The organism is Bacillus sp. GW823-FHT06A10 (assembly GCF_058795375.1).
In genome coordinates, this window is sequence record NZ_JBXAHT010000004.1 from 137,669 (window position 1) to 162,735 (window position 25,067).

Below are 25,067 nucleotides of genomic sequence, written 5' to 3' on the forward strand. Positions count from 1 at the left end.
AAGTGAGGAACCTGTTTTTAATCGCTACCGGGGGTCACCTTACATGCCCATCAGCTTAAGAGACTAATTGTTCCCAAAATGAAAAAATGAACTGAATTTTCATGAACAACTATGAAGAGAATTCTTTAAAATATGAAGGTATAGAGTATATTGATGATATACTGAATGATTTAAAGAAATAAGTGGTAGTATAGATATTTCTTTATTTATAGATTAATAAATTTTATATAAAACTTGCAAAAAAGGAAACCTAACATTTAACATTTGGTTTCCTCTTTTGTAAACTAATTTATTTTTTAAAATACATTCTAAACTATGTTGTTGTAGCTTTAAAATTAAATTTCATCGTAAAAATGTATCTCGTACAACAAACGCTTGTTGTCCGCAATGTAAAAAGAAATTAGAATTACGTGGTGAAGGTGCAGGCCAAATTTTTGCATGTAAATGTGGCTATCGCAAGAAATTATCGACATTCCAGGAAAGACGTAAAAAAGAATCTCGAAACAAAGCTGATAAACGCGATGTTCAAAAGTATATGAAACAACAGAAAAAAGAAGAAGAACCAATAAATAATGAATTGGCAGAAGCTCTAAAAGGATTTAAGTTTGACTAATAAAAGGCTAAGTATAACCGTAGATTTCAAATAAAATCCAATTATTTTAACACTAATTATGTAGTTTTAAAATAATATTTGATTAAATTAACTTTTTGAACTTTGATTTAAAAGCAAATATGAAGAGCATGTTTTGAAAAGGGGTGTTCAAGACATGCTCTTATTTAATACGCTCTACTGGATGTAGATTTAAAACAAAGTTGTACTGTTTATAAAAAAGATGTACCGGAATTAGATACATTCAGTTAAATAGACTTTGAAAGCGATTTAGTAAAGTTATTAGTAAAATGTGGTAATATTTAATTGGAAGGGAGGTTATCTATGAGCACAATTGGATTAGAAAATTACAGGAAAAAATGCGTGCTACAGAGGGATGGTGTATACGGAGTAAACTGGAAATTTTTAGTGTTAGTATTTAGACATTTCAAAAAACTATGAAATTATAACGTTATTAAACCTATATGAAACTGATACTAGCTTAGCATTTAAACTTTCATCAGTTGATAATAGAGAGGCTTTTGTGGCTTTTTCATCTGAGGTCGCAAGATTACTACATAATTATTTGGCTTCTTCAATGACTTTGGCTGATCACACCAGAAAGCTATTTCAGGATGAATATAAAGGCATTGAGTTTGAGAAAGAGTATGATGATAAAAAGGATCAATCATTTGTTCAATCTCCAGTTTCAAGTTTTATTAAGGGTCTCAGAAATTATAGTTTACACCGAACACCTCCAATTATTGGTACTACACTAACTATGATGAATCTGGAATGTCGCATAGCATTTTCATGCCAAAGGATGAGCTTATAGATTGGAGCGGACGGAAAAGTAAAGGAAAGGAGTATTTAAATACACAAGGAGAGAAAATAGAGTTACTTCAATTAATAAATGAATATACAAAAATCGTCTTTGAATTTCAAGCGTGGTTTCAAAAGAAGCAATACGAAATTCATAGTGATTTAATAAAAGAGTTAGAAAAACTTGAACAAGAGTACAGTGTGAAAGTTAATAAGGCTTTTTGGTAGTTAATTTGAAATAAAGTTGCACTGTTTCATTTCTTTTCAATTAAAGAACTTCAAGTGGATTTTAATTAACCTTTTTTAAATGCGTGGAGGATGGATACTAACTGTTGAAGTGATGGAAGTATTGTTTTCTGAAAGGTATTGAAGAACACTTTAATTTTTTTTAAGAGAAATGATGTTATAAGATTTTACATAAAAATAGCTACTATTATTGAGCATGAGGAGAATGTTATGAGGAAGAATAAAAAAGGTTATATCCTAATTACTCAATTAAAGGATATTCCTCCAAAGAAAGAACTTGAAGCAAAGAATTTCAATGATGCTCAAATAGAAGCATTAGAGTTTTTAAAACAGCAAAAAACGTTGAATGGTAAGTTTAACAAAGAAATGAACATTAAGTTGATGGATAAAGCTACAGAAACGAAATATAAGCTTAAATGGAATAAACATTTTCCTTTAGCGGGATTCGGGGGATACTTTAGTACATTCGAATACGAAGGGAAGAAAAGCTCTGAACCGAATTTTTTGGAGACATGGTGTGCCCCTTTGCTTCTGACTATGTTAGGGTTAATAGTTTTATGTGTTCATGATTATAAAAAAGCAGATGCTCTAATTAAATTTGCATGGTTTATAATTATGCTTGTGTATTCAGCTTTAATCCCTTTTGTAAGGGCTAATTTTAATAAAAAAGCTAAAAGTATCAGAGCTGTTAGGTTTTACAATATAAGTATAGAAGCTCCAGTTTGGATAGCTGCTGGTATATCTCTAGTTGGATTGTTTAATGTAGAGCTATCTAATTATACAATTCGTGTAATTGAAGAAGGGGCTACTCTAATGGGGTATTCGAAAATAGAGGTTCCGGAATGCATACCTTGGATTATTTTAGGTGGAATAGTGCTAGTACTATTTTTTGTGAAATTCATTATAAGTAATAAGAATGAAGAGGAAAAGTTTTATTACCGCACCTTATAGAATTGAAAAAGTATTTGCTGTACATTTGAAATAAAGTTTAACCGTTTTGAAAAAGTTACTACGTTTTATTCCATTGGATATTTTTATCTAAAGGGGCTTATATATGCAGGACTATATATTAATAGCCGAAGTAAATTAAATACATTGGATATGTTTATAATGAATCAGATGATCCGTAATTAGACCGAGTACATAAAGTTTTAGGTCTATCACCAACCGAATTAAGCTATTAATTATGAAGAAATGAGGAGAAGATAAATGAAAGATGAAATTAGTAAGTCGTAAGATGGGTGGATGATGTTGGGAAGGTACTAACACATTTAAAGAAACAGATAATGTAGGTAAATTTATGACGTATGTACGAGATGATATTTCAGATGAAATGTAAGAATTAATCTTAAGGCAGCCAAACAAGGTACCACTTCATTCGTTAAACATACTGATTCAGATATGCTTGTTTTTAATTCATATGCAAAAAATGACTTAGTGGAGTTATTTAGAAAACTGGTTGACTCAGATGAAAATTATTACAACACAGTGTATTCTTTACTAGCCAAAGATTTATAAAAGTGGTTTAGAACACAGGTCTGATACTCTCTAATACTATGAAATGAAAGGGCGTTACTTTCTTACATGATATTTATATTAATGCAAGCAGTATTGTTTTTTAAATTTAATATTTAGGTTATAGGATGTTATCCTATAAGTTTAATTATAGAATCTCTAGGAAGTCAATTAACATGTTGAAAATTTAAATATACATCATAAACCGATGACAGATAATTTGTGCCTTTTTAAGGAGAAGGAGCTAAGATAATGAGTAATGTTTCATTTTCAATAAATATACCCACGGATTCTGATGGCTATTTTAATTTATGTTGTCCTTATTGTAGAAATAAATTTAAGATTTTAGCATCGGAATTTAAAGAAACAGCTATAGTGAATATCTATTGTCCAATTTGTGGATTGGTAGATGAGTTTAATTCTTTTTATACAGACGAAGTTATCGATAAAGCACATTCTATAGCACAAAATTATGTTGAAGATATGATATATCAAATGTTTAAAGGGTTAGAAAGAAAAAATAGAGGGAATAAATTTGTGAAAATTAAAACAGGTAAAAAACCGAGTACCTATGAACCTGAACTCTATGAAACTGATAACCATTTGGTAATTGTTGAGAAAAAATGCTGTGATTCGCATTTTAAAGTAGCTGAGCTAGATAAGTGGCTTATACCTTATTGTATTTACTGTGGAGGGAAATAGAATATGGATTTAAAACAAATTAATAAATTAAGTAGGGATTTTAGAACAAATTCGTCTAGATTACTTTCAACGAAATTTGGATCTGAACAACAAGATTTATCAAGATTTTTATTATTTACTGAAAACAGCCCATTGATAATGAAATATATAAATGAATGTACGCAAGAAACTATAAATTTTGAAGCTCTATTAGGTAATAAAGGCTGGAATGATAAATTAGAGTTGCCATTAGACTCTAAAGAGGAAGTATCGTATATTTATCAGTTGTTAAAATATATTGAAACTAATAAGGCATATACTAATGTTAGCATGGGATATGGGACCGGAAAGAAGTATCAAAACCATATTGATGCTTTTAATCATGAGGTGACAGTTCATTTAGTTAACCATATTAGAGAATACCTTGAAGATATAACTTTTGGTATTGCGCCTGTTGCATTAGAAATTGTTGAAGAAGAACAACAACCGAAGATATTTATTTCATATTGTTGGGATGATACGGTATTTGCTGATTTAATTGACAATGACTTTAAAGATATGGGGTATACTTTAACTAGAGATATTCGGGGGCTTAAATTTAAAGATAGTATTAAAAGCTTTATGCACTCGATTGGCAAACATGATTTTGTAATTAGCATCATTAGCGACAACTATTTAAAATCAGTAAACTGTATGTATGAAATATCTGAGGTAATGCGTTTACGTGAATATAAGGAAAAGATGTTGTTAGTAATTCTAAAAGATTCAGATGTTAACTTTTTACCTTCGGAATCTGCTGTGCCGTCTCAAATTGCAGCAAATGTTTATTCTCTAGAAGAACAAATAAAATATATTACTTATTGGGAAAATAAAGAGGCAGAGTATTTAGAAATGATTAGTAAAATAACACAAGAAACAAGTAAAATCCAACCTTTACAAGAATTAAAAAGAATAAAGAATATTTCAAGTAATATAAGTGAATTTTTATCTGATATAAGTGACTGGAATAATACTAATTTAAGTGAATTAAAAAAATCTGATTATGTAGCTTTTATAAAAGAAATTAACTCAAGTATTAAATGAATATTTGCCTTAAGCAGTACTTGACGTTATGTACATTAGTAAACAATTCGATATTTTAATCAATCTTTTTTATAAAAAAGAACTTCACATTAAAGCCCAACCTATGCATTTTGATCAATCCTTTTTCAAAATGTGTAGGTTTTTTTATTATAAAATTAACACTTGTAACCAATTTTTGATCAAACTGTATTTCAAACCTACAATCGTGTACCATAAAAATCAAAGATTTGCTTCCATTATTGGCTACATACATTACTTTGATATATCACAAAATGAACTGAGAGTTATGAATGAAGAAGAGTGTGTAATATTAATATATATTAAAATAAAAAATGGTAGATATAGAAGCTAACTAAAGAGAAAAATTCATATGTAGGGCTTTTGAAATATATCCCACTTCTTGTGAGCAGTAGGCCCCACCCCAAAATAAAAAGAACAAAGAGGAAGATAGGTCGGGAAGGAGTGCCTGTACGATTCGGATTGGTTTAACATACTGATTTTTATTGTACCGAGATATTTTCGGAAAATTAGTAAGCAGTTAGTTTGACTTTTGACCATCTTTGACCATATACTGAAACTAGAAAACAATGGTAAATGTAACGTTTGTAAGGACCGTAACACAACACCTTTGATTTCTGCAATCTTTGTTGCAAAATAATTTAAAGGAGTGATTTTAGTGAATGTAGAACTAAACGAACAACAACAGCAATTACGACAAAACATTGAAGGAAATTTAGAAATCGTAAATCAAGCTATTCATGGAAGACCACATGAGAATCATGATGAGGCGTTTCGTAAAATGGCAGAAGCAGCACACGAACTGCATATGTCGTTAACACCACGTCCTAAGCATCGCGGGTATATGATTTCAAACCGTGAATTAGAAGCAGATCATCCTGAGTTTTATGCACACGTGCATCCTGTTGAGGACTTGTTAGCATATCTAGATGATACAAGTGCAAACGATGATCCGGTTGATTCTACTTTAGGTGCCGAATTTTATATGGACATCTATTCACGTAGATGGAGCGGTAAAGACCGGTATACGTTAATTCGAAACGTAGATGGATGGCATGTTTCGCATTTATCGTACGAGGGACAAGCAGGAAAAAATGCTCTTGAAGTATTAGAGCCTAGCTTAATGCACGACAGCATATCTTATCCACGAAATCTAGGTAGCGTTATTGAAGATATATGGGAACAAGCAGCTGATAGTGGATTATCTCATGAAGAGGTACAAAACATGCTGAATGAGGTTGCTGAGTGGATTAATGCAGCAGAGCAGAATTATCCAGGTTTTGTACGATAAAGAGCATAGCGTTATCGTATAATAAGAAAGACAGTGACACTCCGCAAAAGGTCGGGTGTTACTGTCTTTTTCCTTAAATCCCTATATTAGGGTATATTATATGTTTAATGTATAGCAAATAAAAAAGCTTCGCCATATCGCCATACTGTGCATCTAAAATAAAGTCATGATGTTTGTAAGAAAGAAGCGAAGTTTTGAATAAAGATGTGACTATCTCTTCAATTAAAGAATGCTACACCCGTTTTTAACTATGGATTGAGTAGTTACGAATATTTTATATTTATATAAGAGGGACGGATTGAGGAAGAAAAATATAATATTTTAATGCATGAAATAATAATTGCAACCAGAATTGTTTGGGCGCAATTCTTACAAGTCTTATAAATACTAGAAAAATTAATTTCACCCTAGCAATTGACAGGATACAATTGGCAACGGCCGCAATTTAACTGGGCATTAAAGCGAGTTGTTAAAGCGCGAGTTGCATTAAGACCGATATACCAGTCAGCTTCTGAACGTGCAACTGCTGAAGCGTATAAATTGTCATAGGCTTTACCTGGTTTTAAATTTGCAAAACCATCTTTAATTGCTTTATCGGTTACAGAAGAAATCCATAAACGTTTGATTGGTTTATTTAGCTTAACTTTATCGATAATCCAGCGTGCGACTAATTCCCCTTCACGTCCAGCGTCTGTTGCTACAATAATTTCATTTACATCTTTTCTAAGTAGCTGACTTTTTACAGCATTAAATTGTTTACCAGTTTGTTTAATAACCGTTAATTTTAAACGCTCAGGTAGCATCGGTAAATCTTCTAAATTCCACTTTTTATATTTCACATCATAACTTTCTGGATCTGCTAATGTAACGAGATGACCTAAAGCCCAAGTTACAATATATTTATTACCCTCAAGATAGCCGTTTCCTTTTTTATCACACTTCAGTACACGAGCAATATCTCGTGCAACGGAAGGTTTTTCAGCGATTACAACGCTTTTTGACATATTAAAAACATCCTTTCAAATTTCCATAAGTTAAATATAGCATACATCTTCTTGAGATTCAGTTTCGCTCCATATTTGAGCTGTTTTTAATGGAGTGAACAAAATCCCAACTGATTAAAGTTTCACTTTATCAGTTGCTTCTATATTAAATAGAAAAGTAAAGAACTTGTTATTTTACTAGAATAAGAGTAGACTTTGAAGTAGATGAATAAGAAACACATGGGAGTTTGTGGATACAAACTGAGAGTATGGCTACTAGTCCGTCATTGACCATTTGAACCTGTTGGATAATGCCAGCGTAGGGAGAGTGTAAAAGCACATGTTCAGGCACTTTGCGTACGCGCAAAGTGTCTTTTTGTGTATCTCCCATCATTATAGTTAGGAGATGAAAAGGATGAATATGAAAGAAATTAGTAAAGTAGTGGATTTGGTGAGAGAATCTAATCCGCTTGTTCATAATATTACAAATGTTGTTGTAACAAATTTTACTGCTAACGGTTTGTTGGCACTTGGGGCATCGCCTGTAATGGCGTATGCAAAAGAAGAAGTAGCAGAAATGGCTAGCATTGCTGGAGCGTTAGTATTAAATATGGGAACACTTCGTCCTGAGGAAGTAGAAGCGATGTTACTTGCTGGTAAATCAGCAAATGTGAACAATGTGCCAGTACTATTTGATCCAGTTGGTGCAGGAGCAACTTCGTATCGAACAGAAGTTGCGAGACATATTCCAGCCGAAATAGATTTAGCAATTATCCGCGGCAATGCGGCTGAAATAGCAAACGTTATTAATGAGAAATGGGAAATTAAAGGGGTAGACGCTGGTACTGGAAATGGCAATGTTGTAGGTATTGCAAGGCAGGCAGCAGACGAATTAAATACAGTTGCGGTTATTACTGGAAAAGAAGATGTTGTTACAGATGGAGAGAGAACTATTGTTATTCGAAACGGTCACCCTATTTTAACGAAAGTTACGGGAACAGGTTGTTTACTAACGTCTGTAATAGGAGCATTTGTAGCAGTGGAAAAAGATTATGTAAAAGCAGCAGTAGCAGCATTAACGTTTTATGGTGTAGCTTCGGAACTGGCAGCTACTAAGACCGTGGAAAAGGGACCTGGTAGTTTCCAAATTGAATTTTTAAATCAGTTAGCGAATACTACTGCTGGTGATATTGAGAAGTATGGAAAGATTGAGGAGTTAGAGTAAGGGGGATGAAACACATGATGCGCATTGAAACAAAGAAGATGTCTAAGTTATTACAAGTGTATTTTATTATGGGAAGTAATAACTGCACGAGGGATCCTCTAGCTGTATTGAAAGAAGCGTTAGATGGTGGAGTGACAATTTTTCAGTTTCGCGAGAAGGGGGAAGGTTCTTTAATCGGAGAAGATAGAGTGCGCTTTGCAAAAGAATTGCAGACGCTTTGTAAGGAATATAGTGTTCCTTTCATTGTAAATGATGATGTAGAATTAGCCATTGAATTAGATGCAGATGGTGTTCATGTAGGACAAGATGATGAAGGAATTACATCTGTTCGTGAAAAAATGGGAGATAAAATTATCGGCGTATCTGCTCATACAATTGAAGAAGCACGCTTTGCAATCGAAAACGGAGCAGATTATTTAGGCGTTGGACCTATTTTCCCAACGAGTACGAAAAAAGATACGAAAGCGGTTCAAGGAACGAAAGGATTAGCTTATTTTAGAGAACAAGGAATTACAGTGCCAATCGTTGGTATTGGTGGGATTACAATTGAAAATACAGCGGCAGTTATAGAAGCGGGTGCGGATGGTATTTCAGTTGTTTCAGCAATTAGTTTAGCTGAATCTGCATATGAAAGTACGAGAAAATTAGCTGAAGAAGTAAAGAGAAGTTTGTAGAAAAGGACATGTAGTATTTTAAGTGCTACATCGAGAAGTAGACTGCCCAAAAAATTTAAACAAACGTTTGATTAAAAAAACACAAACCTTTTTAAATAAAGGTTTGTGCTTTTTCTTTAAAACATAATTGAAATTAAGAGCATTCCAATTCCGATAGAAGTAAATGTTGCAATTAAGCCTGGAATCATAAAGCTATGATTTAATACGTATTTACCAATACCTGTTGTACCGGTACGGTCAAAGTTAATGGCAGCAACGATTGTCCCGTAGTTTGGAATGAAGAAATATCCGTTTACTGCAGGGAACATCGCAATCAGTAGTGCTGGTGGAATACCAAGGGATAGTCCAAGTGGCATTAAGGCACGTACTGTTGCTGCTTGGCTGTACAGTAAAATAGATAGAATGAATAGTGCGATGGCAAATAGCCAAGGTGCACTTGTTACTAAATGCTGAATGGATCCTTGAATCATATTTAAGTTTCCATTAAAGAAAGTATCTCCCATCCAAGCGATACCGAAAATAGCAACAACTGCTGTTGCTCCTGCTTTAAAGACGTTACCAGACACAATGCTTTCTACATTTGGTTTACAGAAAATAATAATAAGAGCCGCGATAGTTAACATAACCATCTCAATTGTGTTCGGCATGGAAAGACGGGCTAACTTCCCATCAACTATCCATCCTGGACGAAGTGCTTCAAATGAACCAAGAAGTACAACAAGGAAGGTTCCTACAAGGAAAAGGATAACTGATAATTTTGCGCCCTTTACACCTACAAATTCTTTTTTCTCTTCAAGCTTAGGAATCATTCCTTCTTTTAATCGTTTTAAGTATTCAGGGTCTTCATTTAATTCTTGTCCCATCTTACTAGCAACGAATGCTGCTAACATACAAGCAATGAAAGTAGAAGGAATACTCACTTTTAAAATATCTAATAAAGTGATTTTATAGTCAGCTAACATTGCTAAAAGAGCAACTGTGGCAGCTGAAATTGGGCTAGCTGTAATTGCTTGTTGAGAAGCGATTACGGCAATCGACATTGGGCGTTCCGGTCTAATCCCCGATTCACGAGAGACTTCTGCAATAACAGGAAGTACAGAATAGGCAACGTGACCAGTACCTGCACATAGTGTGAATAAATAAGTAACAATTGGAGCAAAAAAAGTAATACGCTTTGGATTTTTTCGTAATGCCTTTTCAGCTAGATGAACAAGATAGTCCATTCCTCCAGCAGCTTGCAAAGCACCAGCAGCAGTAATTACTGCCAAAATCATAAGCATTACATCGATAGGAGGCGCGGTTGGTTGTAAGTGGAAGACAAAAACGAGTATTGCCATACCAACTCCACCCATTACTCCTAAACCAACTCCGCCTAGGCGTGCACCAATAAAAATACAGAGTAACAAGGTAAGAAATTGTAGCCAAAACATGATAAACTACCTCCGAAATTCATTAGTTAAGATATATTCGAATAGTTTAATTTGAATGAAAATTAAATAAATACCCGAAGAAATCCTTGTTGTTTATACATTTTTTATTATATAACACAAAAAAAGTAACATTCACGTACTTTTTGAAATTATTTTGAAAAAGCAATGCATCGAAAATTTGTATTTATATCTCTAAATAAGTAGACATTTTGATTTATATGTTGTAATCTTTGAAAGAGAATAAATTAATTCTCATAGAACTCCCATATCGTTCAACTCGTTCAGCGAGAAAGGCAAACTGATGGAAACATGAGGACGCAAAACTACAGGAGCTAAGGTCGAAAGGCTACGCTAGCCAGTTACCGGACGGATAGGGTTGGTCTTGGCCAATGCTTTTACATTGGCTTTTTTTTATTCTCGAACATATTGAGAAACATTTTCAAACAAAATATTCATATATTTTGTTTTTTTGTTTATGTTAATTAAGGAAGGTGGATATTAATGAAAAAATATTGGCATAAGTTATCGTTCCTTCAAAAGAACGTCTTATTAACCGTATTAGTTATTTTGACACTTGTTGGAAGTATGGGTGCACTAAGTTTCAACATGTTTCAAAATAGTATGATGTCTTTATTTGAAAGGCAGTCTATTGAAACAGGAGAAATAGTATTGAAAAAATTGGATGTAGAATTAGTTAGAGACATGGCGAAAGATCCTACAGCCGAAAAAGTGAAAAAAGAAAAGTTAACAGAGAAATTAGATGAAGTGTCAAAAGAATTGAAAAGTGTTGGACAAACGTATGTTACAGGAGCAAAGCCGAATGAAAAGCGAGAATTACAACTCGTTGGTTTGACTACAGAGTTAACAAAAGCGTTCCCTATAAAGCCGGGAGATTATTATGAACAACCCGCTCATTGGATGAAGGCATACGATAAAGTCATTGATACGAAAAAGGCCCAAATGACAGAAGTATATGAAGATGAAATAGGTTCGTGGGTGACAATATTAGAACCAATTACAGATGGAGAAAACAATATTGTTGCAATTATTGCGGCTGACTTAGATGCTTCCATTGTTCCTATTACAAAAGAGAAGTTTATGATACAGGGCTTACTCTTTATCATTATTTCATTAGCGATTGCGACTATTACTCAATTCTTTATCGTGCGTCACTCATTAGCGCCATTAAAAGATTTACGAGAAGGGTTACGTAAAATTGGTGAAGGTGACTTGAGTATTAAATTAAAAGAAAGACCAGATGATATTGGAATTATTAATGTTTATTTCAATAACACGATTGAAAAGTTTAAAGGGATTATAGATAAAGTAAGGCAAACTGCTGAGCAAGTTTCTTCTTCTTCACAAGAATTGTCGGCGAGTACAGAGGAAAACAGCATGGCAGTTCAAGAGATTGCAAGTTCTATTGAAGGTTTAAGAGTAGGGGCACAGTCTCAAAAAACTTCAGTACAACAATGTTTAGGGATTGTACATGGAATGGAAGATAAGGTAGAAGAGATAACTGGGGCTGCGAAACAAGTTGCGGTTGCTTCTGAAGGTATGGAGCAACATTCAATTGAAGGTAATGAAGTGATTGAACAAATTATTAATCAAATGAGTTTAATTCAAAATGCAGTACAAGATTTATCTTCCATCATTTATTCGTTAGAAACAAGGTCAAAAGAAATTAGTGATATCGTAACTGTAATTACAGGTATTTCAAATCAAACAAATTTATTAGCTTTAAATGCTTCTATTGAGGCTTCACGTGCTGGAGCAGCTGGGAGAGGGTTTGCAGTTGTTGCTGATGAAGTACGAAAATTAGCAGAACAAACGGAAGCGTCTGCTAAAGATATAGCGAAATTAATTGGTGAAACACAAGCTGAGACAGAAGATGCTGTAGTTTCAATGCAAAAAGGTTCAAAAGAAGTAGAAACTGGAATTTCACTTGTTCAAAGTAGTGGAGATTTCTTCGAAAAAATCTCCAAATCAGCGCAATCTGTTACAGATCAAGTAAAAGCTGTTTCGGGTAATTCGAGTGACATTTTACAAAATAGCCAGAATATCGTTCAAGTCGTAAATGAATTATCACATATTGCAAATACTTATGCCAACAGCAGTAGTAATGTTGAAGAAAGCATGAAAGAGCAAGAAATATCAGTACAAGATATTGCAGAATTAGCGACTTCTTTAAGTTGGCTTTCTCAGGAATTACAAGAGCTTATTGGTGAGTTTAAAAGCGAATAAGGAGAAAGTTCAATTCTAATCAAAGGGGATATCTCCGCTACTGATTATGAATTGAACGAATCTGCCCGTTAATAAGGGATGAAAAAGGTGTGAATTTTCACACCTTTATTATATTTAAGAGAGGAATTTACATAAATATGAAATTAGCAATTTCTTATAATGAGATGGTAAAAGAATTTTTAGGGAAAGTAGAAGGAAGTATTAAAATACCTAAAGATGTGCAAGGAACGGAACTTAGGATAAAAAGGAAAACTGAACTATTTCCAAATTTGACTCACATTGTAGATTTAATAGGAGCGACTGCAACGTGGTTATATCATATTTCTAAAGAAAAACATATTGTCGTGCTTTATCATGTAAGAGGAAGTTTATTTCCAATTACTATTGAAGTTTCTAATTTTCTCTCCTATGAAAGTTTGAATTTACAGATTGAAGGGCAACTGGAACAAATTAAAGAAATGAATGAGGAAGAAATAGAAGAGTTTCAAAACGGTAATACATTATATGAAATGTCACCTATTATTATTGGTGAAACATATTATGAGCTACAAGACACGAGTACATTACAATTTGTATTTAGTAAAAATATGCAAAGTGTAGAAATAATATTTAATAGTATTAATTGGAAAGAAACAACGATTACTCGTTATGTACAGCAAATACAAGGTGTTTTAATTAGTGTATCTAAAAATAAGAATAATCATATAAATAATTTTAATATTATTACAGAGGCCGAGATGGCACTTTATAGTCAAGTGAATGATACGAAAGCGGTATATCCTGAGAAAAGTATCATCGATATGTTCTATAATACTGTTACTCAATTTCCAAATCGTATAGCTTTATCTTCAAGGGAAGGTACTTTAACTTATGAGGAGCTAAATAAAAAAAGTAATCAAATAGCTCATATGTTAATTAAAAACGGCGTCCAATTAGGAGACTATGTTGGAATATTTATGAAACGTAGCATAGACACAGTAGTAAGTATGGTAGCTATATTAAAAGCTGGTGCAGCGTATGTTCCGATTGATCCAGATTATCCGGAAAGTAGAATACAGTACATTATTCAAGATAGCCAAGCGAAAGTTATATTGATGAAAGAGACACCTATAACATGTGATGGGGTTCAAACAGTTTCAATGTATGATAGTGAAACTTGTGAAGATATAGATGTAAAGTTGTCTATTCATTGTGATGATGTAGCTTATATGATTTATACATCTGGTTCAACAGGGAATCCAAAGGGAACGATGTTAGCACATAGAGGCGTTGTTAATCTGTACACTTGGATGCAAAAGCAATATGAATTGACAGAAGAGGATGTATTTGCCCAATTTCCTTCCTTTAGTTTCGATGCTTCTGTATGGGAGTTATTTGCTTCTTTATTCTGCGGAGGAAACTTGTATGTATTATTAGAGGAAGAGCGATTGTCTGTAGAAGCATTTGCAAATGCAATCTATAAAGTGAAAGCAACTTCGATCTTGGCATTAGCAACAATTTTTGTTCGACAAGTAGCAACTTATTTAGCAGAAGAAGATATATATAAGCTAGCTTCCCTAAAAAGAATTGCGATTGGCGGTGAAATGTTGCCTGTAGAGGTTATTAAATTGTGGAGAGAAAGAATAGGTACAAATGTTGAAATTCATAATGTATACGGACCGACAGAATGTACTGTAGTGACGACAACCTATAAAATACCTAGTCAGTTAAATGAGGATGTTGCGAGTATTCCCATTGGTAAACCATGTGCTAATTATCAAGTTATGATTTTGGATGAGAATATGAATCTTTGTCCAATTGGTGTACCTGGTGAATTATATATAGATTCAGTAGGATTAGCAAAAGGGTATTTTAATAAGCCTAATAAAACAATTGAAGCTTTTATTCAGAACCCTTTCAATCCTATAGTTAATATATATAAAACAGGTGATATTGCTAAGTTGTTAGAGGATGGAAATATAGAATTTTTACATCGGAAAGATGATCAAGTAAAGATTAGAGGACATCGTATTGAACTAGGAGAAATCCAAAGTAAAATTTCTCAAAATCATAATATAAAAGAAAATGCTGTTTTTGCTAAGAAGAGTAAGGAAGGTAGCCAATATTTAATCGCGTTCTATACAACTTTAAATAAAAAAGAAATACCAGAATTAGTTTATCAGTTACAAGAGCAATTACCAGATTATATGGTGCCATCTAAACTAATTTATATTAATGAATTGCCACTTACACCTAATAAAAAGATTGATGTTAAGAAGTTAGCTCAGCTAGAAGAAAAGTATGAACCGGTTCGTCTACAAGAATATGTTGCACCTTGTAATAAAGCAGAGAAACAAATAGCGCGCGCTTGGGCGGAAGTATTAGGAATTTCAAAAGTTGGAGTACATGATGATTTCTTTACAATTGGTGGACATTCATTAAAAGTATTACGAGTCTTAACATTGTTAAAAGAAGATTTTTCACATTTAACAATTCAAGATTTCTTTAAAGAAAGAACGATATATGGATTAGCTCGAATTGAGCGAGAAGTAAAAGTAGAGAAAGAAGAAGTATTTCGTGAATATAAAGTGATTCACGAACCAGATACTATTACGTATGCAAACGTTTTAGAAGAAACCCAGATTTTAAATGTCTTTTTAACAGGAGCTACTGGTTATTTAGGATCACACATATTATATGAATTGTTGAGAGATACATCTGCTACTATTTATTGTTTAGTAAGACCAACCAAAGATGTGCAACAAAGAATTATAGATACATTAACAGGCTACTTTAGTGATATATGTGAAGAATGGTTACAGCGTATACAGGCCGTAGCTGGTGATCTGGGGGAAGAGTATCTTGGGATGAGCGAAGAAGAATTTATGTTCATCAGTTCTAAGATGGATACGATAATTCATTGCGGTGCAGATGTAAGACATTTTGGAGATGGAAAACAATTTGAAAATATAAATGTCCAAGGAACTAGCCGTATGCTAGCATTAGCGGAGAAAGGTGCTACATTCCATTTTATTTCTACAATTGGTATCCCGTTAGAATTAGCGGTAGATCAATGGGATACATACATGAAAACTGGTGATTTTAATTACAGTGTAGACTTAGAGAATGTATATTCAAATAGTAAACTACAAGCGGAAAACATTGTTCGTGAAGCAATGAAAAATGGTTTGCGCGGAAATATTTATCGTGCAGGTAATTTAGCATGTCATTCAGAAACAGGTTCGTTCCAACAAAATATTGAAGGAAACGCATTTTATCGTCTTATTAAAACAATGCTATTAATTGGGAAAGCACCAAATGTGAAGTGGAAAGTTGATTTCACACCAATTGATTTTGCTAGTAAATCAATTGTATCGTATTTAAAAGATTCGCAAATTGTAGGAGAGACGTTACATATTTGTCATCCACATCAAATTGAGTTTGAACAATTTATACAGTTAATTGGAGAGTGTGGATACAATCTTAAAATGGTTCCACTTTCAGAATATGTAAATACCGGACTTGAATTAGCGAAGGAAAATGAAGTAATAGCAGAGTTAATTGCTTCTCAAGTTGCAGGAGATGGAGCGCAGCAATCTGAAATTGTAATGGGTACGCGTAGAACGAATGAATGGATTAAGAAAAAAGAATTGATAGTACCAGCAATCAATAAAGAATTTATACAGCAGTTATTAGCTCATGGTGAAAAAGTTGGATATTTTCCAAAAATAATGAAATGATTATGCATGCTTTTGTTTGTTCAATAAAATAAATCATGCTACAATGAAAACGAATTAAGGACCGGGGAGCCAATTGGCTGAGAGGATGTAAGTAAACATCGACCCTCAACCTGATCTGGATAATGCCAGCGTAGGGAGTTACTTAAAGTGATGTAGCATATGTTATTCTATAATAACTTGCATACAAGGCTTTCCTACGCAGTAGGAAAGCCTTTTCTTATTTTTGAAATCTAATTTTATAAGGGGGATTTTATTATGTCACAACAAGTTACAATGTCATTTTCAGTAGTACCACAAGCGAAAACGAAAGATGTATATTCTGTTGTCGATAAAGCAATTGAAGTTGTGCAACAATCGGGAGTTCGTTATGAAGTAGGGGCAATGGAAACAACTTTGGAAGGAGAATTAGATGTACTTCTTGATGTCGTTAAACGTGCGCAACAAGCTTGCGTCGATGCTGGAGCAGAAGAAGTGATTACTTCTATTAAAATCCATTATCGTCCAAGCACTGGTGTAACGATAGATGAAAAGGTTTGGAAGTACCGTGATGAATATGCAAAACCAGAAGCAATCTAAACTTATTACAACTATTTGGCTTATCCTTCTCATTGCGATATGGGAAGGATCGGTTTCATTATTTAAAATCGAACCGTGGATTTTACCAAAGCCTTCTGCCATTGTTCAAGAATTAATTGGGATGAAAGATTTACTATTACCAAATACGATGCAAACACTGCAGGAAGTTATAATTGGACTATTCTTTGCAATTTTATTGGGGACGAGCATCGCAATTATTATGGACGTTATACCTTTATTTCGTATTTTAATAAATCCATTGCTCGTTATTTCGCAAACAATTCCAATTGTTGTACTTGCACCGCTATTTATTATTTGGTTTGGATATGGGATGTTGCCGAAAGTAATGGTCGTAATACTCGTTTGTTTCTTCCCAATTGCGCTTAGTATTTTAGAAGGTTTTCAAACAGTAGATAAAAACATGTTGAAGCTGTTACAAACAATGAAGGCGACAAAATGGCAAATTTACCAGAAAGTAAAATTTCCAGCAGTGCTTCCATACTTTTTCTCCGGTTTAAAAATTGCAGTTACATATAGCGTAATGGGGGCAATTATCGGAGAATGGCTCGGTGCAAGTGAAGGATTAGGCGTTATGCTTACGAGGGCTACAAAATCCTTTTTGACTGCCCGAGTATTTGGTGTTGCAGCAATCATCGTTATAGTGACATTATGCCTGTATTTTATCGTAGAGTTTATGGCAAGAATAACAGCACCATGGATATATAGAAAGGACGGCAGAAAATGAAAAAAGGTTTGAAAGTTATGTTAGCTGCCTTAGTAGCGGTAGGTGTGGCTGGATGTAATCCGGCGAAGAAAGAAGAAAGTGCAAGTAAAGATCAAAAAGTAAAAGTAGTATTAGATTGGTTTCCAAATACGAATCATACTGGCTTGTATGTAGCGCAAACGAAAGATTATTACAAAAAGCAAGGATTAGATGTAGAAATTATTCAACCAGGTGACAATGTAACAGCAGAGCAAATGATAGCATCAGGAAAAGCAGACTTCGCAATAAGCGCACAAGAAAATGTAACATTAGCTCGTGTGGAAGGAATTCCTGTTGTATCTGTAGGAGCGATTATTCAGCACAACACTTCAGCGTTTGCATCGCTTAAGAAAGATAATATGACGTCACCAAAAGATTTTGAAGGTAAACGTTATGGCGGCTGGGGAGGACCAGCGGAAGAAGCGACATTAAAGACGATTATGGATAAGCATCAAGCTGATTTTAATAAAGTTGAAAAAATTATCTTAGGACAAACAGATTTCTTTAAATCAATCGGCCGTGATGCAGATTTCGAATGGATTTATTACGGTTGGGATGGTATTGAAGCGAAGCGCCAAGGAAAAGAGTTAAATACGATTATGGTGAAGGACTTAGATCCAGCGCTTGATTTCTATAGTCCTGTTATTATTACGAGTGAAAAACATACGAAGCAAGATAAAGACTTTGTGAAAAAGTTTATGAGTGCAACAACAGAAGGTTATAATTTTGCAATTAAGGAACCGAAAGAAGCTGCTGATATTCTAATTAAAGCTGTTCCAGATGTAAATAAAGATTTAGTTCAAGAAAGCCAGAAATGGTTAAGTACGAAGTATCAAGATGATGCGAAAGCATGGGGAGTACAGAAGGAAGAAATTTGGACGAATTACATGAATTTCTTATATGACAACAAAGTTATTAAAAAGAAAATCGATGTAAAAGATGCTTTTACAAATGAATTCCTTCCAAGTGAAAAATGAGCGGATTACAAATAAAAAATATAGTGAAATCTTTCGACGGAAAGAATGTATTAGAGAATATTAGTGCCTCTATACAAGAGGGAGAGTTTGTTTCTTTTGTAGGACCGAGTGGTTGCGGGAAAAGCACATTATTAAACATGATTGCAAATGTTGAAAAACCAACAAGCGGGAACGTAATGTATAAAGATAAGCAAGTACAAGAGCAAGATGTTGTTAGTTATATGCCACAACAAGATTTATTACTACCGTGGCGATCAGCTTTGCAAAATATCGTTCTTCCGTTAGAAATTGAAGGAAAGCCGAAAAAACAAAGGCTGACAGAAGGAATGGAAGCATTAAAGCAGTTCGAACTAGATGAATATGCAGACCATTATCCAGATGAATTGTCTGGTGGTATGCGTCAAAGAATTAGTTTTCTGCGCACATATTTATGTGAAAAGCCAATTATGCTGCTTGATGAGCCTTTTGGAAAGTTAGATGCATTTACAAAAATGGAAGTACATAGCTGGCTTTTAAACTCTTGGCATCAAGAGAAGCAAACAATCGTTATGGTGACACATGACTTAGATGAGGCAATCTTACTTTCAGATCGCGTATTTATTTTATCTCAAAGACCAGCGTCAATTGTTGGCGAGGTACAAGTGAAATTACCTAGACCGAGAACGATGGATATGTTAACATCACTCGAATTAAAAAAGGATAAAGAAGAGATTTTAAGTGTGTTAGCTCCTTATATGAAAAAATAGAAAAAGCCTTTTAACAGTTTTTAGTATAATTACTGTTAAGAGGCTTTTTTTAGAATATGAAAAGATGGAGAAGGAACAAAAGGGAAAATAGAGAATAGAATATAACAGAGTAGTTTATACTCTTAATATAACAAATGTTAAAGGAGTGAAAGGATAAAATGACTTTATCAACTGTTCTTCAAATGGTTTTAGCTTGATATGGGAGAAGTCTGCCCATTTTTTAAGATTAAGCTAAATTGAAGACAGCAGGTAAAGAACCTTAATCCTTTTTTACGATAATATGTAATGGGTAAGGTGTATTCACCTTACCCATTTTTATATGCATAATTAAATAAGGCTTCATACTGTTGGTCTCTCTATTTAGCTTATGGACGATAAGTAAAGGAGAGAAAAAAATGAGTATATTAACAGTAGAAAATTTAAGTCATTCGTATGGTGAGAAAACCATCTTATATAATGCGTGCTTTCGATTATTAAAGGGGGAGCATGTTGGGTTAGTAGGGAAAAATGGGATTGGAAAATCAACACTGCTAAGAATTTTAACAGGAGAACTTATACATGATGATGGGAACATTGAATGGTTTCCACATGTGAAGGTTGGATTTTTGCAGCAGCATATAGATTTACAAGAAGGAATAACAATTGAAGGATACTTGCAAAGTGCATTTTCTAACTTGTATGCGATTGAATACGAAATGTTAAAAATTGCAGAAGAGATGGCTGAAGCAGTAGAAGTAGAAAAATTGTTAGTAAGGTATGGAGAGTTACAAACTATATTGGAAAACTCTAATTTCTATCAAATTCATACAGAAATTGAAGAAGTGGCAATTGGTTTAGGGCTGTTTGAAATAGGATTGGAAAAGGATGTTTCAAAGTTAAGTGGAGGACAGCGGACAAAGTTATTACTAGGAAAGCTTCTTCTAGAAAAAGCTGATGTTTTATTGCTAGATGAACCAACGAACTATTTAGATACAGCACATATAGAATGGTTGCAATCGTACTTGAAGTTGTATGAAAAAGCTTATATTATCATTTCGCATGACGAAGTATTTTTGAACAATATTACGAATGTCATTTACCATCTAGAAGAACGAAAAGTTAAGCGATATGTAGGGGATTATGAAAAGTTTTTACAAAGTTATCAATTGCAAAGGAAACAATTACAATCGGCGTATGCGAAACAACAAAAAGAAATTGCTCAGTTAGAAACATTTATTCAAAAAAATAAAATTCGAAAAGCAAAACAGGCAAAAAGTCGAGAGAAAGTATTGGAGAAAATGCAAAGGGTTGAAAAGGTTAATAATGTACCTCGGTCCCGTTTTGCTTTTACTGTTTATAATGAACCAGTAAGTCGTATATTACAGGCTGAGAAACTAAGAGTGGGTTATAGTGAGCCGTTATTTCCAGACTTGAATTTACAAGTGAAAAAAGGAGAAAAGATAGCTGTTGTTGGTCATAATGGTATTGGAAAAACGACAATGTTAAAGACGTTATTAGGTCAAATAAAGCCGCTAAGCGGTTCAATTTTTGTTGGGGAACGAGTAAATCCTGCTTATTTTGCACAGGAAGAGTTTGCTTCAGAAATAACACCGTTAGAGAAAGTTTGGACAGAACGACCAGATATGACAAAGAAAGAAGTGCGCCAAGCATTAGCGAAGTGTGGATTGAAAGAAGAACACGTATTAAAACCTATTCGTTTATTAAGCGGTGGAGAGCAAACGAAAGTGCGTTTATGTGAACTTATCGTAACGAAAAGCAATGTTTTAATTTTAGACGAACCGACTAATCATTTGGATGTAGAAACTAAGATGGCTTTACAGGAAGCGTTACAACAATACAAAGGAACAGTTTTAATTGTCTCACATGAACCTTCTTTCTATGAATCGTGGATAACAAAAGTGTGGAATATAGAAGATTGGAATGCTGAACAATATGAATAAAGAAAAGGCATTAGCTTTTATGAGCTAATGCCTTTTCTTTGTGATTAACATGATTTTCGAGAACTCTTACATGAGAATTGTATGAAGAAGCACTCTTATGGTGCGCTTATAAGCGTGCTTTTTCTTTTGTTATATTTATAATAATACGAAAGCCTTTCCCTAACAGGTGACTATCTTTCTTTATATATATAGATAGTTCAAAATGGAATGAAAATAATTCCTATATGTAAAGGATAATGTGGATATTATAGGAAGACAATAGAAATTAAAGGAAATTCATGTAAAATTCAAATGAACTTCATATAAACTTCATATTAGAAACTAAATATAATTATAATAAGTTATTGTAATGTTTTTTATTTTTCGTAAAATTAAAAGTTTGAATTTAGGAGGTATTGCTCGAACCTAAATTCAAACTTTAGTGAAATAATTAATGGATATTACGTCTAGTTTTCGCTAATGACGGCATTTAAAAGTTCGGCAGGATTACCTGTTCCTGCACCACCAATTGTAATAGATCCGCCAGGAGGAATTTCGCCATTCCATCCTGCGTTCGTAATTACATAATGATTATTTGTTTTACTATTAATTTTAGAATCCCAAACTTGTGTTAAATTGCCGCTATAATCAAATTCTAATTTCCAATTTTTAATAGGGGTCGTTCCATTATTTTTGATTATAATCGAGAAGTTATAACCGCTGCCCCAATTCGAAGTGACTGAAAATGTAGCAGTGCCATTTCCATCAGGAGGTGTCGTATTAGCTTCATCTGTTTTGACAGTAAGAGCGGTAGGTTGTGATTTATTTCCAGCAGCATCTTTGGCAATTACTGAAAATGTGTATTCCGTATTAGGTTTTAAGTTTTTAATTGTAATGCTATTTGTTGTTGCACTCCATTTTTCTTCTCCGGCAGTAATTTCGTATTCAGTAACGCCTACGTTATCAGTGGATGCAGTCCAACTTAATTGAACTGAGCTTGAATTTTTATTCGTAACTACAATATTTTTAACATTTGTTGGTGGCTCAGTATCTTTTTGACTAATAGGTCCACCAAGTAATTCTTTTACTAGCGTATCAAGTAATTTTGGACCACTACAACTATATTTTGGACTTGTACGGCAATCCCCGCTTAGTTCCCAAAACATTGCTCCACTTAAACCCTTCGTCTTTATATAGTCTGTTTTATATTTCATAGATTCATTGTCATCGTAGCTAATAAATGTGCCTGTAGTCGCATTATATAAGTAAGGTACTTTAGCTGTGTCATTCCAGTAGCGTACAAAACCATTTTTATTAACGTAATTGGCTGCTAAATCACCGTAATCATACACACCTGTGTCACCGGTAGAATAATCATCCCAAGTACCTTTAGAAGCAAGTTTCCCATCACTACCTGGTTTGCAAGGTTGATATTGTCCGTTATTTTCTTTTCCACAACTTTTCCAGCCACGTCCATAAAAAGGTACGCCTAATACTAGTTTATCCACTGGAACACCTTCATTGGTATAAACGTCTATAGCACCATCTACGTAAAAATTCGTATTTGCTGCTGGGTCATTTGGATCCTTGTATAGAGCTGCATTATGATTAGAAGTAGCTTCCCATCCACCGTGGAAATCATATGTCATAATATTAATCCAATCGAGTATTTGAGAAATTTTCTTTAGCTCTGTATGATCAGCGTAGCGTTGACTTGCACCTGACGCGATTGTTAGTAAATATTGTTTGCCATCTTCAGCACCTGCTTTATTCAAAGCATTTCGGACGTCTTGAAGAAGAAGAGTGAAATTTTGTTTATCTTCAGGACGATAACTACCACCAGGAATCGTTTCAACGCCCGGATATTCCCAGTCTAAATCTACGCCATCAAATCCATATGCGCGAAGAAAAGCTACTGTAGATTCGGCAAATACTTTTCTTGTCTTTTCATCAGCGGCCATATCAGAAAAGCGGTTAGACCAAGTCCAGCCACCAACGGAAATTATTGTTTTTAAATGAGGATATTTAGCTTTTAATCGTTTTAGTTCTCCGAAATTTCCGCAACGGGCATATTTATCGCAATCTTCCCAAGTTGTACCTGAGCCAGGATACGATTTGGTAACATCAGCCCATGGTTCACCGAGTACGAGAGTACCATTAGGAACCTCTTTATTTTGCAATGGTACACCAGATTCTTTACAGTTCCACGTTTGTTTATTTGGATTATCCGGATGGGTAGAAGGATTTCCATGTTTTCCATTCCAACAAATATCCGCGAAAGCATAGTTAAGGTGAGTAAGTTTTGATGCATCAATGTCAGCAACTTGATAATTACGTCCGTAAACGCCCCACGAAGGAAAGTACCCAACAATTTTTTGACTTTGCTTTGGTGAATCTGCTAATGCGAGATTTGGAGTAATAAAATTTGTGAGAAAAAGAGGTAAGAAAAGTAGTAGAGATAGTAATAGCAGTGTGAATTTTTGAGACCTCATAGCCATTTCTCCTTTCAAAATAAAAGATATATTTAAAGGCATACGCCAATAAATCAAAATGAATCTAGACGTATGAAACGTCTAGATAAAATGATCAGACATCACGAAGTCTATACAAGGGAGCTGGGGGTGATTAAATCGTAACAAATGTAAGATTTAGTGTAAACGCTTTATTCAGTTGTAAAAGACTTTCTCAATACAAAAAGGCTTGAATACAAACTATATATGAAAACGAAAGGTCGGTATGGGAGGAAATAGCTCATTATAAATAAATTTGAGAAAAAATTGTATGGAGCCAATTATTAAAGACGTAGAAAGATAAGGAAATATCATGTAAAATAATAGTAAAAATATGTAAAGGAGGGAACAGTGTGGATGTGTTTTTGAACATTGCTGAAGAAAAAATTCGACAAGCGATACGGAATGGTGATCTTGATTATCTTCCGGGAAAAGGAAAACCACTACAATTAGAAGATCTTTCAATGGTACCTCCAGAACTTAGAATGAGTTATAAAATTTTAAAAAATGCGGGAATGATTCCACCAGAGATGGAACTACAAAAAGATATATTAAAAATAGAGGATCTAATTGCTTGCTGTTATGATGAAGAAGAGAGAAAGAAATTAAGAGAAGAGTTAACAGTAAAAACGCTTCGTTTTCAGCAGGTAATGGAAAAGAGAAAGATTAAAGATAGTTCAGCTTTTCGTATGTATCAAGACAAAGTATTTCGTAAACTACGCTAAGAGGGATAAGATGACTACATTTAAAACGATAGAAGAATTAGCGACCTATATCGAAGAACAACAATTGGTACTTCTGTTTATTAAAACGGAAAATTGTGGTGTTTGTGATGTTATGCTAAGAAAAGTAAATTGCGTATTAGAGAATTATGATTACTTAGAGAAAATAGAGATATTACTACAAGACATGCAAGAGATTGCGGGGCGATATGCCGTATTTACAGGACCGACAATTTTATTATTTTATAATGGAAAAGAGATCCTTCGGGAATCGCGCTTCATTTCAATTGAAAATCTAGAGAGAACCATTCAATTATTCGAGGAATAAGGGAGG

General features: G+C 33.9%; 18 protein-coding genes, 2 pseudogenes and 3 riboswitches. Of the genes and pseudogenes, 17 read left to right on the forward strand and 3 right to left on the reverse strand.

Annotated features, from left to right (window positions below):
• Positions 1-340: 340 nt before the first annotated feature.
• From AC1Q8M_RS24425 to AC1Q8M_RS24450, 6 genes and pseudogenes are all read left to right on the forward strand, one after another.
• Positions 341-613, forward strand: a pseudogene (locus AC1Q8M_RS24425) (DNA topoisomerase III); the annotation flags it as partial.
• A 771-nt stretch (positions 614-1,384) separates the two neighbouring features.
• Positions 1,385-1,639, forward strand: coding sequence for a hypothetical protein (locus AC1Q8M_RS24430; RefSeq protein WP_255291848.1), 255 nt, complete (start codon positions 1,385-1,387; stop codon positions 1,637-1,639).
• Positions 1,640-1,867: 228 nt separating this feature from the next.
• Positions 1,868-2,608, forward strand: coding sequence for a hypothetical protein (locus tag AC1Q8M_RS24435; RefSeq protein ID WP_098855519.1), 741 nt, complete (start codon positions 1,868-1,870; stop codon positions 2,606-2,608).
• Between the two features lie 816 nt (positions 2,609-3,424).
• Positions 3,425-3,874, forward strand: coding sequence for a hypothetical protein (locus AC1Q8M_RS24440; protein ID WP_098855520.1), 450 nt, complete (start codon positions 3,425-3,427; stop codon positions 3,872-3,874).
• Positions 3,875-3,877: 3 nt separating this feature from the next.
• Entirely contained in the window at positions 3,878-4,936 is a 1,059-nt protein-coding gene (locus AC1Q8M_RS24445; RefSeq protein WP_098855521.1) for a toll/interleukin-1 receptor domain-containing protein, read from the forward strand.
• 676 nt (positions 4,937-5,612) lie between these two features.
• Positions 5,613-6,245, forward strand: a complete 633-nt coding sequence (locus AC1Q8M_RS24450) for a hypothetical protein (protein ID WP_098855522.1) — start codon at positions 5,613-5,615, stop codon at positions 6,243-6,245.
• A 428-nt stretch (positions 6,246-6,673) separates the two neighbouring features.
• Here AC1Q8M_RS24450 and topB read toward each other — a convergent pair.
• Positions 6,674-7,249, reverse strand: a pseudogene (gene topB / locus AC1Q8M_RS24455) (DNA topoisomerase III); the annotation flags it as partial.
• A 209-nt stretch (positions 7,250-7,458) separates the two neighbouring features.
• A riboswitch (TPP riboswitch) is annotated at positions 7,459-7,571 on the forward strand.
• A 72-nt stretch (positions 7,572-7,643) separates the two neighbouring features.
• Between topB and thiM the strand changes: the two are divergent.
• Both thiM and thiE read left to right on the forward strand, forming a co-directional pair.
• Complete coding sequence (thiM, locus tag AC1Q8M_RS24460; protein WP_098365599.1) at positions 7,644-8,453, forward strand: hydroxyethylthiazole kinase; 810 nt, start codon at positions 7,644-7,646, stop codon at positions 8,451-8,453.
• A 14-nt stretch (positions 8,454-8,467) separates the two neighbouring features.
• On the forward strand, positions 8,468-9,127 hold the full coding sequence (gene thiE / locus AC1Q8M_RS24465) for a thiamine phosphate synthase (protein ID WP_061666200.1): 660 nt from the start codon (positions 8,468-8,470) through the stop codon (positions 9,125-9,127).
• Between the two features lie 116 nt (positions 9,128-9,243).
• On the opposite strand, the gene AC1Q8M_RS24470 is transcribed toward thiE, so the two are convergent.
• Positions 9,244-10,557, reverse strand: a complete 1,314-nt coding sequence (locus tag AC1Q8M_RS24470; RefSeq protein ID WP_098400396.1) for an anaerobic C4-dicarboxylate transporter family protein — start codon at positions 10,555-10,557, stop codon at positions 9,244-9,246.
• 282 nt (positions 10,558-10,839) lie between these two features.
• Positions 10,840-10,924: riboswitch (cyclic di-GMP riboswitch) on the forward strand.
• Positions 10,925-11,058: 134 nt separating this feature from the next.
• On the opposite strand from AC1Q8M_RS24470, the gene AC1Q8M_RS24475 reads away from it, so the two are divergent.
• From AC1Q8M_RS24475 to AC1Q8M_RS24505, 7 genes are all read left to right on the forward strand, one after another.
• Positions 11,059-12,801: a methyl-accepting chemotaxis protein gene (locus AC1Q8M_RS24475; RefSeq protein WP_098361342.1), complete on the forward strand. Its 1,743-nt coding sequence runs from the start codon at positions 11,059-11,061 to the stop codon at positions 12,799-12,801.
• 137 nt (positions 12,802-12,938) lie between these two features.
• A complete protein-coding gene (locus AC1Q8M_RS24480; RefSeq protein WP_098855523.1) occupies positions 12,939-16,520 on the forward strand; it encodes a non-ribosomal peptide synthetase family protein in 3,582 nt (1,193 codons plus the stop codon).
• A gap of 52 nt (positions 16,521-16,572) precedes the next feature.
• A riboswitch (TPP riboswitch) is annotated at positions 16,573-16,674 on the forward strand.
• A 101-nt stretch (positions 16,675-16,775) separates the two neighbouring features.
• On the forward strand, positions 16,776-17,096 hold the full coding sequence (locus AC1Q8M_RS24485; RefSeq protein ID WP_000082906.1) for an MTH1187 family thiamine-binding protein: 321 nt from the start codon (positions 16,776-16,778) through the stop codon (positions 17,094-17,096).
• Positions 17,068-17,841: an ABC transporter permease gene (locus AC1Q8M_RS24490; protein WP_141532457.1), complete on the forward strand. Its 774-nt coding sequence runs from the start codon at positions 17,068-17,070 to the stop codon at positions 17,839-17,841. Before AC1Q8M_RS24485 ends, AC1Q8M_RS24490 begins: the two co-directional genes overlap by 29 nt.
• Positions 17,838-18,836, forward strand: a complete 999-nt coding sequence (locus AC1Q8M_RS24495) for an ABC transporter substrate-binding protein (protein ID WP_000715573.1) — start codon at positions 17,838-17,840, stop codon at positions 18,834-18,836. The genes AC1Q8M_RS24490 and AC1Q8M_RS24495 overlap by 4 nt, the downstream gene beginning before the upstream one ends.
• The gene (locus tag AC1Q8M_RS24500; RefSeq protein ID WP_000016079.1) at positions 18,833-19,582 is read left to right on the forward strand and encodes an ABC transporter ATP-binding protein; all 750 of its coding nucleotides are present in this window, start codon (positions 18,833-18,835) and stop codon (positions 19,580-19,582) included. The genes AC1Q8M_RS24495 and AC1Q8M_RS24500 overlap by 4 nt, the downstream gene beginning before the upstream one ends.
• A 395-nt stretch (positions 19,583-19,977) precedes the next feature.
• Positions 19,978-21,522, forward strand: a complete 1,545-nt coding sequence (locus AC1Q8M_RS24505; protein WP_000025948.1) for an ABC-F family ATP-binding cassette domain-containing protein — start codon at positions 19,978-19,980, stop codon at positions 21,520-21,522.
• 446 nt (positions 21,523-21,968) lie between these two features.
• Here the strand turns inward: AC1Q8M_RS24505 and AC1Q8M_RS24510 are convergent, their stop codons facing one another.
• On the reverse strand, positions 21,969-23,993 hold the full coding sequence (locus AC1Q8M_RS24510; RefSeq protein ID WP_072941102.1) for a glycosyl hydrolase family 18 protein: 2,025 nt from the start codon (positions 23,991-23,993) through the stop codon (positions 21,969-21,971).
• Between the two features lie 371 nt (positions 23,994-24,364).
• Here AC1Q8M_RS24510 and AC1Q8M_RS24515 point away from each other — a divergent pair, with 371 nt between their 5' ends.
• Together AC1Q8M_RS24515 and AC1Q8M_RS24520 are read left to right on the forward strand one after the other, a co-directional pair.
• Entirely contained in the window at positions 24,365-24,736 is a 372-nt protein-coding gene (locus tag AC1Q8M_RS24515) for a DnaJ family domain-containing protein (RefSeq protein ID WP_000382378.1), read from the forward strand.
• 10 nt (positions 24,737-24,746) lie between these two features.
• Positions 24,747-25,061, forward strand: coding sequence for a thioredoxin family protein (locus AC1Q8M_RS24520; RefSeq protein ID WP_071714727.1), 315 nt, complete (start codon positions 24,747-24,749; stop codon positions 25,059-25,061).
• Positions 25,062-25,067: the final 6 nt, after the last annotated feature.

Coding starts and splice junctions, on each gene's coding strand:
- AC1Q8M_RS24430 (WP_255291848.1), top strand. CDS start 1,385: ATGTCGCATAGCATTTTCATGCCAAAGGATGAGCTTATAGATTGGAGC.
- AC1Q8M_RS24435 (WP_098855519.1), top strand. CDS start 1,868: ATGAGGAAGAATAAAAAAGGTTATATCCTAATTACTCAATTAAAGGAT.
- AC1Q8M_RS24440 (WP_098855520.1), top strand. CDS start 3,425: ATGAGTAATGTTTCATTTTCAATAAATATACCCACGGATTCTGATGGC.
- AC1Q8M_RS24445 (WP_098855521.1), top strand. CDS start 3,878: ATGGATTTAAAACAAATTAATAAATTAAGTAGGGATTTTAGAACAAAT.
- thiM (WP_098365599.1), top strand. CDS start 7,644: ATGAATATGAAAGAAATTAGTAAAGTAGTGGATTTGGTGAGAGAATCT.
- thiE (WP_061666200.1), top strand. CDS start 8,468: ATGATGCGCATTGAAACAAAGAAGATGTCTAAGTTATTACAAGTGTAT.
- AC1Q8M_RS24470 (WP_098400396.1), bottom strand. CDS start 10,557: ATGTTTTGGCTACAATTTCTTACCTTGTTACTCTGTATTTTTATTGGT.
- AC1Q8M_RS24475 (WP_098361342.1), top strand. CDS start 11,059: ATGAAAAAATATTGGCATAAGTTATCGTTCCTTCAAAAGAACGTCTTA.
- AC1Q8M_RS24480 (WP_098855523.1), top strand. CDS start 12,939: ATGAAATTAGCAATTTCTTATAATGAGATGGTAAAAGAATTTTTAGGG.
- AC1Q8M_RS24485 (WP_000082906.1), top strand. CDS start 16,776: ATGTCACAACAAGTTACAATGTCATTTTCAGTAGTACCACAAGCGAAA.
- AC1Q8M_RS24490 (WP_141532457.1), top strand. CDS start 17,068: ATGAATATGCAAAACCAGAAGCAATCTAAACTTATTACAACTATTTGG.
- AC1Q8M_RS24495 (WP_000715573.1), top strand. CDS start 17,838: ATGAAAAAAGGTTTGAAAGTTATGTTAGCTGCCTTAGTAGCGGTAGGT.
- AC1Q8M_RS24500 (WP_000016079.1), top strand. CDS start 18,833: ATGAGCGGATTACAAATAAAAAATATAGTGAAATCTTTCGACGGAAAG.
- AC1Q8M_RS24505 (WP_000025948.1), top strand. CDS start 19,978: ATGAGTATATTAACAGTAGAAAATTTAAGTCATTCGTATGGTGAGAAA.
- AC1Q8M_RS24510 (WP_072941102.1), bottom strand. CDS start 23,993: ATGAGGTCTCAAAAATTCACACTGCTATTACTATCTCTACTACTTTTC.
- AC1Q8M_RS24520 (WP_071714727.1), top strand. CDS start 24,747: ATGACTACATTTAAAACGATAGAAGAATTAGCGACCTATATCGAAGAA.